Source organism: Chitinophagales bacterium (assembly GCA_020636495.1).
In the GTDB taxonomy this organism is placed as follows: Bacteria; Bacteroidota; Bacteroidia; order Chitinophagales; family Chitinophagaceae; genus UBA5543.
This window is the reverse complement of sequence record JACJXQ010000008.1, coordinates 573,400-588,279: the sequence shown is the minus strand read 5'-3', so window position 1 is coordinate 588,279 and position 14,880 is coordinate 573,400. Positions and strand designations below refer to the sequence as shown.

Below are 14,880 nucleotides of genomic sequence, written 5' to 3'. Positions count from 1 at the left end.
CTCCGGATAAATGACACAAAACGGAATTCGCCGAATTGTAACATTAGTCACCTTTTTGATATATCCCGGTATCTATCTTCACCACAAATTCCTATTGATGACGAATCGTATATTCCTTTTCTTTTGTACGCTACTGGCATTCAATCCGCTGCATGCGCAGGATTTCAAGTATAAAGTTGAGCTTACTTCAGTATCCATACCCGGCCTGCCCGGACTTCAATCCTATGCATTCGGGCAGGATAATGGCAAGTGGCTGATCATTGGCGGTAGAAAAGATGGACTCCACGCCCGACAACCGAACAGTTCATTCCCGCAGGCTCAAAACAACACAGACATTTACGTCGTAGATGTAGCCGCCAAACAGGTCTGGTATTCTCCACTCAGTAGCCTGCCAACAGGTCTGGCGGAGCAGTTGCAGTCTACCAATATGAGTTTTTACCAGTTGCAAGATACCTTGTACATTATTGGCGGTTATGCATATTCCGGTTCGGCTACCAATCATATTACTTTCCCGAACATGGCTACCATACAGGTATCCTCCACAATACAGGCTATCATTAACAACAGCTCTTTCACTTCCTACTTCAAACAGATATCCGACACTGCCTTTGCCGTTACAGGCGGGCACCTGGGCAGGATAGGAGACACGTTTTACTTAGTGGGCGGGCAGAAATTTACCGGGCGATATAACCCGATGGGCAACCCCACCTACACACAGGCATACACCAACCAGGTGCGTAAATTCAAAATAGATAACAGTGGCTCGCAACTAAGCTTTTCAGACTATTCAGTATTTACAGACCCGGTACATTTAAGAAGAAGGGATTACAACCTGCTGCCACAGATATTCCCCGATGGCACCGAAGGATATACTATTTCATCAGGCGTATTCCAGTTGAGTGCAGACCTGCCATTTTTATATCCCGTTGACATAAAAGCGAGCGGGCATACACCTGTCACTACCTTCAACCAATACCTGAGCAACTATCACTCCGCCAACGCAGCATTATATGACAGTACGTCCAACACGATGCATTCTTTATTCTTTGGCGGCATGAGCCAGTATTACTACCAGAATGGCACCAAAGTGAAAGACGACAATGTACCATTTGTCAAAACCATCAGCAGGGTGACACGTTCCTCCAACGGAACACTTACCGAATACCAACTGCCAGTCGAAATGCCTGCCCTGCAAGGCGCAAGTGCTGAATTCATTCCCAATGAAAATATTGCGAGTTACCCCTCTGATATTATCAAGATGCACAAGTTCAGCACAGATACCATACTGATAGGGCATATACTGGGCGGGATATTAAGCCCTTCTATCAACCCATTCGGCTCTAACCAGACCAGCACCACCAGCGCAGACAATTCAGTATACGAAGTAAGGCTGATAAAAGACACCGCTACCAACGTTACTACCATCAACGGGAGCAACCCGCATAGCTTAGAAGTATTTCCCAACCCGGTTAACGGAAAGATCAACCTTAAGTTATCCGGCACAAAATTCGGCCATGCTTATTATTACCTCACTTCCATTGACGGTAAAATATTACAACTGGGCATGTTCAAATCCGGCGACTTGTCGGGGAACCGTTATACCATAGATATGGAGGAGAACATCCCTCCGCAAACAATGACCCTGACCATGGTTTTTGACGATGTGTATTACATCACCAAAACAATAAGCAAACAATAGCAAAACAAACATAGATAAAACAGCCACTCTATTTGAGTGGCTGTTTTTATTTGTTAAGCCAGATCGAAACGATCCAGGTTCATTACTTTATTCCATGCAGCTACGAAGTCTTTCAGGAATTTCTCCTGTGCGTCAGAGCAGCCATATACTTCGGCCAAAGCACGAAGTTCTGAGTTAGAACCGAATATCAAATCTGCACGGGTAGCTGTCCATTTTACAGCACCTGTTTTACGGTCGCGGCCTTCAAACACATCCTGCGCGTCTGAAGTGGCTTTCCAGGTAGTACCTAGGTCCAGCAGGTTCACGAAGAAATCGTTGCTCAATGTACCCGGCTTGCTCGTGAACACACCATGTTTAGATCCATCGTAGTTTGTATTGAGCACACGCATACCACCCAGCAGCACGGTCATTTCCGGCACGGTCAGCGTCAGCAGTTGTGCACGGTCTACCAGCATTTCTTCCTGCGTAGTGTTATGTTTCGGGTTGAAGTAGTTGCGGAAAGCATCTGCAGCAGGTTCCAGGTATTCAAAGCTCTCTACATCCGTTTCTTCCTGCGACGCATCTACACGACCCGGCGTGAACGGAACTGATACATTATGTCCCGCATCCTTTGCTGCTTTTTCGATACCGGCACATCCGGCCAATACGATCAGGTCGGCCAGGGATACTTTTTTACTGTAGTCTTTCTGAATGCCTTCTAATGCAGCCAGTACTTTCTTCAACTGTGCAGGATTGTTCACCTCCCAGTTGTTTTGCGGTGCCAGCCTTATACGTGCACCATTGGCACCACCACGCATATCAGAGCCACGGAAAGTAGAGGCAGAAGCCCAAGCAGTTGATACCAACTCTGACACAGAAAGACCAGAAGCCAGTATTTTCCCTTTCAGGTCTGCTATATCACTGTCTGTCAGCTTATCATTATTATTGGCAGGCAGCGGGTCTTGCCATATCAATACTTCTTTGGGTACTTCAGGCCCCAGGTAGCGGCTTATCGGTCCCATGTCGCGGTGCGTGAGCTTGTACCATGCACGGGCAAAAGCATCTGCAAACTCATCAGGGTTCTCGTAAAAATGCCTTGAAATAGGTTCGTATATCGGGTCGAACCTCAAAGACAGGTCAGTCGTCAGCATGAAAGGAGCGTGCTTTTTGTTCGGGTCGTGTGCATCGGGGAACAGTCCCGCACCCGCTCCGTCTTTTGCCGTCCACTGATGTGCACCTGCGGGGCTCTTGGTCAGTTCCCACTCGTAGCCAAACAAGTTCTCGAAAAAGTTATTGCTCCATTTTGTAGGCGTGGTGGTCCATGCACCTTCCAGGCCACTGGTGATGGTTGCGTCACCATTACCTGTTCCAAAAGTATTTCTCCAGCCCAGGCCCTGCTCTTCTATGCCAGCGGCTGCAGGCTCTGCACCTACATACTTACCCGCATCAGCCGCACCGTGTGTTTTACCAAAGGTGTGTCCGCCTGCTATCAGTGCAACGGTTTCCTCATCATTCATCGCCATACGCTTAAAGGTCTCGCGGATGTCGATAGCCGCAGCCAGCGGGTCAGGATTTCCATTCGGACCTTCGGGGTTTACATATATCAAACCCATCTGCACGGCAGCCAGCGGATTTTCCAGCTCACGGTCGCCGGTGTAACGTTTGTCGCCCAGCCACTCACCTTCAGAGCCCCAGTATATATCCTGCTCAGGCTCCCACACATCTTCGCGGCCACCACCGAAACCAAAAGTTTTAAAGCCCATAGACTCAAGGGCGCAGTTGCCTGCCAATATCATCAGGTCGGCCCAGGAAAGTTTGTTACCGTATTTCTGTTTGATAGGCCATAACAGCAGGCGCGCCTTATCAAGATTCGCATTATCGGGCCAGCTGTTGAGCGGGGCAAAACGCTGCGTACCCGAACCTGCACCACCACGACCATCGCCTATGCGGTAGGTGCCAGCGCTGTGCCATGCCATACGTATGAACAGCGGGCCGTAGTGACCATAGTCGGCAGGCCACCAGTCCTGCGAGTTGGTCATCAGGTCATAGATATCTTTTTTAACAGCGGCGAGGTCCAGTTTTTTGAACTCTTCTGCATAATTAAAGTCTTTATCCATAGGGTCTGATAAAGAAGAGTTCTGACGAAGGATACCCAGGTTGAGCTGGTTGGGCCACCAATCGCGGTTTTGCGTGCCGCCTCCTGCACTTTGCCTCAATGCGCCATTATGAAAGGGGCATTTACTTTCCTGATTTTTTGAGTCCATGTTGTTACTTATTTTTAAAGATGATCAATACAATGTGTTCTGTCTAAATTATAGATAAATATCGACCAAGTCTATAACTAAAATCTATAATTACATGCCTGCGGGTTATCATTTGTTGCAACATCATACGAGGACATGAGCAATGAAAATTGTTAAGCACACGGGGCAAATTGTTAAGTAATAACAGTTTTTCTTTTAATTGACAGTTAATATCTACATAAGCTATGTAGCTGATAAACAGCTTGTTGCACAGAAAACTGTTAAGTATTGTTAAGTAAAACGGTAAGCGCGCCGTACTTAACAAATAATAAAAAATCCCGCCTGTGGGGCGGGATGATGTTAAATATTGTTGGCCGGCAAGGTAGGTGGTGGTGACTTGCCCGAGCCGATGGTAATATGGATCATTCATATGGTGTTAATTTCAGGGTATAACTATTATAGCAAATATACGCTATATTAACCAATTTAACAAATTGTATTTAAGAGAAAAGTCCTTAGTTGCAAACTAAGGACAGCTTATTATTATTTAAACTCTTCGGAGAGCCGTGAAAACAATAACTTTAGTCAGCTAAATGGATTCAATCTTCAATATTACTCATCTCATCTTCTGTTCATTTCTTTTGCTCCTCCAAAAGAAACGAACCAAAGAAAAAGAGTCCGAAACCATAAGCTTCAATGGTTTCGGGTGTTACCCTGATGAGACAACAGTACTACTGCGCTGCCATGCAAAGAATATGAATGTCCATAGTTTAGCAATACTTATTTTCAAGCAAGCCCTTAGTTTGCAACTAAGAACAGCTTATTATTTTTTGAAACACTACGGAGAGTCCGGGTTTTACGTAATCAGAATTTATTATATAATGTAGCTTGAATACCTATGCCTAAGCCTCCCGCAAGGCTTACTATATCAGATGGGAAGTACACTAACAACATTGCCTCTTCAGGATCAAATCGAAATCCAAAATCTAAAAAAGCATGTTGGATCTCTTTTTCCTTGCGGATGCATAATAATTTGTCATAATGCCTTTCAATGTATTTCTTTGCATCATTTATCTGTTTGTCTCTCGAATCGAAATCAGCCTCACTTACTTTAACGGATAAAACAGAATGTGGAAACTTTTGTCCATCTGGTTTATTTTTAAATCTTGGTTCCCCCTTATGTGTCTTGTTGTCAAACACTAATCCTGTTTTTAACTCAAAAGCATCAACATCGAAATTTTCACCCATAATACGTAGTACACATCCCATGATTTTTTTGTTTAATAATTTATGGCATAAATATATCTATACCAGGCAAGCTCCTGGTTACAAACTAAGGAAGATTATAATGCATCTTTAGGGTTTATTTTAGCGACAACTAAAACCTCCTCACATGTTTGTACAAACTTCTTGAGTTTTCTATTCTTTGTATGCAATTTTGGAGCTAAAATTGAATAAATGACTTTTTCCTGGCCAACTTTTAAAGTTAGTACAGCATTTGTAGCGTCATCATAAATAGTAACATCCGAAGGGTCCATACCTTCTAATATATCTGTTGAAGAAATAGATAAGGCAAGTTGTGTGATCTTATCAAATTTATCTTTGTCTATTTTCAGAACCGTATCTGCAATTTCATTATTAAGTATAGCTGATTTTTGTTTAACATCTATATAATACCCCTCACCTGTTTTATGCATATTCAACTCATAATAACTAAAATCTCTACTGTTCCTTTGAATTCTTAGGGACAATTCTACATAGTCATATTGTGCTGTAACATTAGTAGTACAGAGAGTCAACAACAATACAACCAGTAATGAATTAATTATTTTCATAATGACAATTTACTGTTTCTAATAATTGAGTACACCCATCCGGTGCAGGTCTTCTTTAATACTTCTTCTGTTCAATTATCGGTCTGTGACCATTATCTGAAAACTAATTTAAGCCTATTTTTATTAAGCCTGATATTTGTAGATGCAAGTCCTTAGTTGCAACTAAGGAAAGCTTATGTTATTAACAATACTCACCGAAAGGGAAGAAATAAAAAAGCTGAGTGTAGAAACACTCAGCCCCTATAAACCTTATCACCATGAAAACGATACAAAAGTACTGCAGGGTTCAACCTCTGTTTGCAACTTTTGTTACATTATTACTTAATGGTATGTTAATGCGTAGCTGTATGATATCCGGATAAAAGTGCTGTAGTTATAACACAATATATACCTGCCCTTACCACCTAATATTTTTAGCCGAAGTGCGCCCATGTCAGATCCAGGTTCAGTTGAAACTGCTTTTTTTCACGCGGGTCAAAGCATATCATGTGTACCCAGCCATTTCCAAAGAGTTTTTGCAAAACTGCGTGCTGGTGAACTATCTTTTCAATCCTCTCTTTTGGTGCATACACTACCACTGTTAATCTCATGAGTTGGTGGTACGGTTCATCATCAGATCTATATACCGACTGTAGAGGCAGCCCGTGCATCAGGTCGCTGGCGTTTCCCTGCATGATACCGATCTTACCTGTAATATTCTTGGTGACCTTGCTACCCCCACCAAAGGCAACATTGTCCAGAGTGGAGAAAAAGTATTGGGCATTGATCCATTGTGCTACGACCATTGGCGCTGTTAGAATGGTTGTCAATGATGATCCGTCATTATCTTTTTCCCATTCGTAAGAGTGCAGGAAAGAACGTCCTTCCAGGTTGACATCTCTTGTCAGCCACCTGGGCCCAACAATGAAGGCCGCATTCCCGGCCAACCCCCATTCCGGGCGAACCTGGGCCCAATCTTTAGCGCGCAATGCTGTTGCTTTTCCGGCCTCTTTAATACTTGTTTTGACACCTAATTCAGCACTTCGCCGGCAACTATTCTCATTCCTTGCCAGCTCAAGGTCGTTCCGGAGTTTTTGCACCTGCAATGCAAAACCACCTTCTGTATGCCCGCTGTATATTTCTACTTCATCGGTAGTAGTATTATGCTCTGCTGCCAGGAATAATGTATCGCCGGGTATTTCAATCTGCTGCTTTTTCAGTTCAGTCCGCACCTCTCTATTATTCAGGATCGTTGCAAGTATGCGGGCATTGGGAGCACCATGCCTGCCGCCGCATGCCCCGCAGTCCAGCGCAGTAGCATAAGCATTATTTTCAGTTGTGCTGCCATGTCCGCATAAAACAACCAATGGTGCAAAGTTTTCTGTCAGGCCCATCATTTTCAGTGCTCCGGATCCGAAGGCCACCTGCTGACCGATCGGTATGCCGGTTATGTCAGGAGTAACCGTATAATCTTTGGCTATCGATCTTTTTACAGCGGATCGCAGTGATGCTGCGCCCTGCGGTGACAGGCTTCTGACGCCCATCCACAATCCGCTTGCCAGGCCCATGGCCTCAACCAGGCTGAATGGTGTGGTAAAAGTGTACTTAAGCGATTGGTATAGTTTTCTGATCCCCTGTAGCCTGTCGTGTCCATCCCGGCAGGTTTGATGAGAAACGTCCGGCGTTTCTTTTACCTGATAGGCTGGCTTCAGAAGTACGGGGCAGGATGCGTAAGATTCTCCTGTTACTGTATTCTCTATTGAGACCGGGACACCGAAGAACCCGGCAAATCCATAAGTTTCATAGTTCCCCTGAGTCTCCAGGGCACGCCTGAAAGGCTCTGAACGCACATCGATACAAAATACCAGTTGCGCATCTGCCCTTGTGCTGTTTTGAGGTGCTTGTGCTGCCTTAAGCTGTTGCACCAGGCCTTGTTGGTAAGTAATCTCACTGCCTGAAATACTGCTGTATGTGCGGGTAGTATCTGCTTTTTGCAGCGCTTGCCTGTGCCACCTGAGCAGCTCTTTTGCCCCGGGCCAGATCAGGCTGGTCAGCACCAACCTTAGTGCCAGGTATTCTGCCTGTGTAACAGGATGCGGGTGCACCGCATCCTGAGCATCCGCCCAATTTGTACGATATTGAACATGAGCAGCCCAGCCGGGTAACGTTGTCAGCATCAGTGTCAAAAACTGTTCCTGGTCGGGCGATTGTATGCCCAGTTGAGAGAGTGTCTCAGCAATTATACCATCGGGGCTTTGCGGCAGATTTTCCAGCCATTGTATTTTCTGCTTATGATTCTTGTGTACAGGCTTGTCGAACCGTATCAGCGATAATACACTTTTTAGTAAGCCTCTGCTGCGCAGCGGCATATGTATGGTTGACTGTCCCTGGTCAAAAAATGCCTGCAGCCATTTTATTGATTCCCGGTTTACCTGCTGCATCTCTACCGGCAGTTCCTTTTGCTGGAAATATACGTTCGCCTGCCTTAGTCCATCTTCAAATTTCAGATCTTCGAACCCGGCGGCCGGATTGACTGCTATCAGATTTTTTAACGGCCAGAACGGTGCGATCTTTTTCCAACTGTTTGAGATTGCCGTATCCACCGACCTGCTGTCGTTACCAGATACAATCCTGGTTGTTTGTTCCATTGATCCTGTTTTTACTATTGCGTTCATATTGACCTCTTTTAATATTGATATTTATTGCGGTGAGCTGTAATAGTTTTAGGATGTGGCTGACTTGCATTGAGCATTTGCACATAACCTCTCAGCAACCATTGCGGGTATTGTTTTTGCCTGGCTGGCCTTGCAAACAGCATGGCCAGCCAGGATATTGTGAGTAATGCAGCAGCAATTAAGTGTATCGCATTGAGTTGCTGCGGCATTGATATTGCAAGCGGTTCGAGTGCCTGCTCGATCATATGCACGCTGAACCCATAACATGCCCCCATCACTATACCGGCAACTATGGCTAAAGGCAACCTTGTTTTTGCGTTGCCCCTAATAATTGGCAGAGCAAACTGCGCCCCCGCGATCATGGCAAGGAAGACCAGGAATAATGTCGTGTCTGTGGTTGTTATTTGTTTCCCACTGGTGAGTGAGAACATATATGCGGCAAGTACCCCGCATACCAGTGCCATAGAAAAGTGCCTGAATGACGGGGGGTAGTCCAGGTCTAGACGTTTTTCTTTGGCTGCAGAACCGGAAGACAGGAAGAGGTAAGCTTTGAACAGACCGTGCCAGCACAAGTGTGCTACCGCAGCCGGGAACAAACCCAGGCCACACTGGGCGATCATAAAACCCATTTGCCCCATAGTAGAGCTTGCAAGCATACGCTTTATATCACTCTGCATCAATTTCCATAGTGTTCCCACCAAGGCAGTTACTATTCCCGCAGTGAACATTATGCTCAGCACCTCCGGTTGACGTATCAATACAGGAGCAAAACGAGCCAGCAAGAAGCCTCCTCCATTAACCAACCCTGCATGCATGATCGCGGATACCGGTGTCGGTGAATTTAAAGAACTGGTAAGCCAACGGTGAAAAGGCCACAAAGCAGATTGTGTCATGGCAGCAAGTAGCAGCAGCAGACTGCTTAGTATCATCCAGCCTGACTCAAAAGATGTCGCAATAATACCCCGTATCGAAGTTTCCCCTGTATTGCTATACATGATCATTAACGCAGCACCCAGCAGTAAAAATCCGATCGCAAAGTTCCTGGTTGCCAGAAGAGATGACTGCCTTGCAGCCTCCCAGTCTTTTTTGTGCAGCATCAGTCTTGTCAACAAAAAGTTGCTTAGTCCCCAGGAGGCCAGCAGTAAGAGAATATGATCTGTGCTAACCATAATAACCACGGTTAGTACAAGTGCCGGCAAATTGGAGAAAAACGCTTTTCGCCTTCTGTCGCCGTTCATGTAACGAATTGCGAAAGAGCCTATACATAAGGACACGAAAGTCACCAGCCCGATCATTACCAACCCCAAACTGTCGAGATAAAATAAGTTGCTACTCGTTAGTGTGTATTCCATATTTCTGAATATTTTATGCTGTCTGTTTTACAGTGACGAAAATTTGTGATGTAACCTCTAATTCCTGCGATTTGTCCAAACGGCCTAAATAGTCTACCAGCTGTCTTCTCGCTTCTTTTAATTGTTCAATTCTTGCGAGTGAATGCTGATCCGGAACTCCGAACCTTTCTTCATGGCTGAAGTTTTTCCTGTTGTGATAGTTTATTTTTTCAGTAACAAGAGCTACCAAAACCTCTTTGGCACCAGACGGATCAAAATGACCGTCAATCAAAGTGAAATGTTCTGTTATGTTGTCCATATCATTAATTTTGGACAAAGTTGAGGTAATTAATTCATTAATATTTATTTATACTATTAATGAAATTCATAACCATCAGTTATGTATTATTTTCCGGCAAAGTACTTATGTGCAAACTATCGTTGCAACAACCTGAGACAAGAGATGGAATGAAAAGACAACCAGGAAGGCATACCGGAGCATGATAAACAAGATTATATGCCTGTACTTCAATGAGATCCCCAGCCGGAAATAAACGTGTATGGCTGTGGCAACAGATATTCCTTCTCCTGCGATAACAGAACAGAAACTTGTGAACTATAATAGTAGTTGGAATTGCGCCTGGCAATAGTTGATCAGGAGTAATTAATTACGCCGACCGCCCACAGTAAACTAATGTATTTGATATGCCATTTTGCCTTTAACTCAATGAGTTTCTGATTTGTTTGTAATAGTTTGTTCTCCCTTGAGTTGATCAGGAAGAGATTACTTTCACCAATATCATACCTGGTCATTTCGGCATAATACATTCTATGAAAATTTTGATAGGCATCTTCATACAGGGCAATTTGTTTATACAAATTGGTCACCTCTGTATAGTATGCCTTTATCTTATTTTCTATTTGAATCTGAGTGTATGACTGTTCTAATTCGGTTTCCCTGATCTTCAATGTAGTTGCCTTGTATCCGCCGTAAGACTTTCTGAAAAGGAGCGGCATTTTCAACTCAACGCCGGCAGCATAGTTATTTTCAAGAAAGGCCATTGAGAGGTTTTCGGGTGTTTTGTACCCCTTGTTTAACAGGTTTGCCTTTACGTTAACTGTTGGTAAAAATTCCTGTTGTTTTAATTTCTTTTCGATCTGCAATGCCTGAAACTTATATTCAAATAAGTTCAGCTTAGGGTGATTGGCATATGCTTTAGAAATTAATAGTTCTAACGCCGGAATATTTTCAGGAGCGACCCTGCGGTGCAATTCCATTGTATCAGGCAGGATATTATCATGCCATTCAAATGGCGTGTTGCTGTCCATCCACAGAAAAGTTGACAATTCAATACCTGTATTTAAAAATTTCACCCAGGCTTCATTTTCTGCCAATAGATAAGTTTGCAGTTGGGTAATGGCCTCAACCGTATCTATCGCTGCCCGATTACCCTGTTCATATTCTAACCTGATAAATTTTAACCTGTTTTTATTTACTTCTATAACACGTGAATAGAGCGTGTAAGTGTAGTACGCATTCACCCATTCCCAATATTTGGTTACGGCATCCAATACCGTATTGTTTTCTACCAACATTTTCTCCACCTCGCTCATACTCCTGTATGCGATTGCTTTTCTCAAAGTGGCTCTACGTTCATCAAAAAGCAATCCGTTCAGTATAGACATGTTCACTCCGGCATAACTGCTTTTCCCAAATGTTGACTCGGGGTTAACGTTGCTGCCATATGTTTCCTCCATTCCAGCCTGTATATCTATACCATACCATGTAGGTATCTTTAGTTCAGGATTGAGATAATTGTAGTACTGCTTGCCGTCGAGTGTCTTTTGCCTGGAAACCGCTGAAATACGTGGGTCGAACGCACCTCTGGCAGAGGTCACTTCAAAACCCATCCTGTCAATTCTGACATCGGCCTGTTTTACAACGGGGTGGAATTTTTTTACAATACTTATTACTTCGTCTTTGGATAAGTAAAACAGCGAATCCAGACCGAATACCGTGCCGGAATTCAGGCTTAATAAAATAAATAGTATCAATCTCCTCAAATGCATTTTTACTTTTTGGTCTTTATATCGTTATCCATATCTGGTCTGTAGTAGTCAGGAGGGAAGCCGTTAATATTACGCCATAGCTCATACCATATTGGTACGTCGTTCAATAATATTATTGCAGATGCACCTGCACCAATAGTAAGTCCTGGTGGCCATGGCTTTTTTTGTTTTTCTTCTTTAACCAGTACCCTGAATTTTCCGTTACTACTAACAGAACTTTCAATGGCAGCTACTTCGCCGGTAAATGTTCCGTAGGATGTATTAGGCCATCCACTAAATACAATTGCAGGAAATCCATCAAACAAAAACCTAACCTCTGTTCCAACTGAAAGTAGTGGCAGATCTACCGGGCGAACGAATATTTCTACTGCATGTTGCACTTTCCCGGGCACTATCTGCACAAGTTTTTCCCCGTCTTTAACAATTTCATTTAACCCAGCTTTCGTAGCTTTAACCACCTGTCCATCCTGCGGGGCTTTGAGATAATATTGCCCGGCGCGAATAGTATAATTAGTATATTGATTATTCAACTTGGATAATTCACCTTCCGACACAGCTACATAACTTTCTGTTGCTGCTATTTCACTTCGGGCTTTCATTATTTTCTCAGCGTATTCCTGGCGTATTTGGCTCAGCTCGATCAACGAATTTGAATACTTAATTTCTGTGCCCGTTGCTTTAGCCAATGCATCCTGATATTTTTGGTTTCTCTGTTCTAACTGAACCTTTGACACCAGACCGCTGTCTCTCATCACTAACTGTCGCTTATATTGCTCATCCGCAATTTTTAAGGCATTAGTTGCAGCAACAGCCTCAATGCTATCGCTTGTCACTTTCATTTTCAGTTGCTGTAGTTTGAATTCCAGCGCTTTTTCCAAAGCTGTTATCTGTGCTCTTGTAGCAGCTATCTTATCGTTATACGCCCTTATTGATGACTTTTTTGCAACAATCTGCTCTGATATTCTTTGGGTTAATTGCGGGTCCAGGTATTCATCTTTTATTTCTGCCAGCTGTACAATTGTGTCGCCTGCATTAACAAAATCTCCTTCCTTGACATACCATTTTACAATTTTACCGGGTATTATTGAGTTAAGTTCCTGCGGCCTGTCTTCCTGGCGTAATGTTGTTACAGAGCCACGTGCCCTGATATTCTGCGTCCAGGGCAAAAATATTATTATAGCTAACGTGACAAATATGCCAGCAACCCATCGTCTTATCTTGCTTACTTTATCTACTCTATATACCGTTGAGAATGACCGAATCTCATTCTCTTTCGTTATGCTACCGACAATTTTTTTTACTTCTTTCATGTTTACGATCTATTGTCAGAATTCAATATTTTCCCATTACTCAATCCAATGACTTTGTTGAAATACTCTTTGTTTATGCACGAAGTATCCGCGATAACAACAGTCGTATCTTTCATATGGGTATTTATATACTCAAGCACACTGACAACTCTTTCTGCTGATAAGCCTTTGAAAGGAGTATCCATCAGCAACAATTTCGGTTCGGTCAACAGCGCCCTGGTAAGTAATATTTTTTGTATGATGTCGTCTGGCAAATGGCAGGCAGACGGCTGTATGATCCTATCATAGCCATCTTTTATTTCCGCAACAAACTCTCTTAAACCGGTAATCCGTGCTACTTTGTCTACTTTATCGTAAGAGATGTCCCTACCCATCATGATATTATTCATAATTGATCCGCTGATAACTCCCGACTCAGAGAACAATACCGAAATGCGCTTTCTTATATCTTCAACCAGGTAATTGTTCAACGGCACATTATCAAAGGTTACCTCCCCTGAAGTTGGTTGATAAATACCACTTAATATATACAGCAACGAGCTTTTGCCTGAGCCCGGCATACCTTCCACAAATATCTTTTCCCCTGAACATATTTCCAGGTTGATATCTTCCAACACATCCCTTTCGCCGTAGGTAAAAGATACACTATTCGCTTTGATCTCAATTCCGGAATTGCCGGGCGAATATTTAAGACTACCTGTTCCTTCAAGCGGTTTCTCCAGTACTACATTTATCTTTTCCAGAGATGTCAACACATCATAAACTTTGTCGAGATTGACGATCAACTTTTCTACGGAGTTAATAACCAGGATTATGACAATTTCAGCTGCAATAAACTGACCGATGTTTAATTGTTGATTTACAAGTAACACGGCACCAACTATTAGCATTGCAGCTGTGATCAACAATTTGAACCCTATTAAAGACCAATACTGAATAAGAAGTATTTTGAAGTGTGATGTTCGTGCCTCCAGGTAATTACTTACGTGGATATCCGCTTTCTTCAGTGCAAATGAATTATCTATAAACTTGTAAGACCGCGACATCCTTGCTATTTCTTCAAGATGCGCAGCTACGCGGTATTTATGAGTACTCTCCTTTATACTTGTTTCCAGGCCTCTATTGCCTGTATACTGTAATATGATATAAAGGATAAAAACCAACAGGAGGCCAAATAAAATGAAAGCCGGATGGTAAAAGGACAAGAGTATAAGCCCAAACACTATCTGAATCGTTGCGGTTGGAATGTCTAACAATAATTTTGAAATTCCCTTTTGTAAGGAGATCACGTCAAAAAATCTATTTACCAATTCGGGCAAATAGTAATCGCTGATGCCTTTCAGATCTATTTTCTGTAGATTATATGCATATAGGAATGAGTAGCGTACAAAAAGTTGTTGCTGAATTTTTTCAATAATTTTCATTTGGTTTACCTGTAACAGGCCATTGACGAAAACACCGAAAACTACAAGTGTAATAAGAAGTACCAGAGAGGTTGATATTGAACCTCCTAACACAAAGCTAATAATGGATTGAATACCAAGCGGCAGGGTTAGCTGTACCAATCCAGCTAATATGGCATAAAAATATATGGCTGATATCTCCTTTCGCTCAAACTTTAGAATTTCCAGTATTCTATTGACGGGTCTTTTGCTACTCATTCATTATTTAATTAATACGTCTATTTTGTTGAATCAAATTAAACACTTTCACAGGGAAAAAGTTCACAAAACGCAGTAGAATATCCGTAGAAACCCGG

10 protein-coding genes are annotated in these 14,880 nt (G+C 43.0%); 1 reads left to right on the top strand and 9 read right to left on the bottom strand.

Annotation, left to right across the window (positions count from 1 at the left end):
- The first annotated feature begins 97 nt into the window (after positions 1 to 97).
- Complete coding sequence (locus H6550_02655; protein MCB9045020.1) at positions 98 to 1,699, top strand: hypothetical protein; 1,602 nt, start codon at positions 98 to 100, stop codon at positions 1,697 to 1,699.
- Between the two features lie 53 nt (positions 1,700 to 1,752).
- On the opposite strand, the gene katG is transcribed toward H6550_02655, so the two are convergent.
- The 9 genes from katG to H6550_02610 all read right to left on the bottom strand — a co-directional run bounded on the left by katG (position 1,753) and on the right by H6550_02610 (position 14,782).
- Positions 1,753 to 3,942 carry a catalase/peroxidase HPI gene (gene katG, locus H6550_02650; GenBank protein ID MCB9045019.1) on the bottom strand — a complete coding sequence of 730 codons (2,190 nt, stop codon included), beginning with the start codon at positions 3,940 to 3,942 and terminating at the stop codon, positions 1,753 to 1,755.
- An 843-nt stretch (positions 3,943 to 4,785) separates the two neighbouring features.
- Complete coding sequence (locus H6550_02645) at positions 4,786 to 5,190, bottom strand: hypothetical protein (protein MCB9045018.1); 405 nt, start codon at positions 5,188 to 5,190, stop codon at positions 4,786 to 4,788.
- Between the two features lie 74 nt (positions 5,191 to 5,264).
- A complete protein-coding gene (locus H6550_02640) occupies positions 5,265 to 5,756 on the bottom strand; it encodes a hypothetical protein (GenBank protein ID MCB9045017.1) in 492 nt (163 codons plus the stop codon).
- 413 nt (positions 5,757 to 6,169) lie between these two features.
- A complete protein-coding gene (locus H6550_02635; GenBank protein ID MCB9045016.1) occupies positions 6,170 to 8,305 on the bottom strand; it encodes a DUF2309 domain-containing protein in 2,136 nt (711 codons plus the stop codon).
- Between the two features lie 116 nt (positions 8,306 to 8,421).
- A complete protein-coding gene (locus H6550_02630) occupies positions 8,422 to 9,762 on the bottom strand; it encodes a proton-conducting membrane transporter (GenBank protein ID MCB9045015.1) in 1,341 nt (446 codons plus the stop codon).
- A 13-nt stretch (positions 9,763 to 9,775) separates the two neighbouring features.
- Positions 9,776 to 10,060, bottom strand: coding sequence for a hypothetical protein (locus H6550_02625; protein MCB9045014.1), 285 nt, complete (start codon positions 10,058 to 10,060; stop codon positions 9,776 to 9,778).
- Positions 10,061 to 10,395: 335 nt separating this feature from the next.
- A complete protein-coding gene (locus H6550_02620) occupies positions 10,396 to 11,811 on the bottom strand; it encodes a TolC family protein (protein MCB9045013.1) in 1,416 nt (471 codons plus the stop codon).
- 2 nt (positions 11,812 to 11,813) lie between these two features.
- Positions 11,814 to 13,121: an HlyD family efflux transporter periplasmic adaptor subunit gene (locus H6550_02615; GenBank protein MCB9045012.1), complete on the bottom strand. Its 1,308-nt coding sequence runs from the start codon at positions 13,119 to 13,121 to the stop codon at positions 11,814 to 11,816.
- A gap of 2 nt (positions 13,122 to 13,123) precedes the next feature.
- A complete protein-coding gene (locus H6550_02610; GenBank protein MCB9045011.1) occupies positions 13,124 to 14,782 on the bottom strand; it encodes an ATP-binding cassette domain-containing protein in 1,659 nt (552 codons plus the stop codon).
- Positions 14,783 to 14,880: the final 98 nt, after the last annotated feature.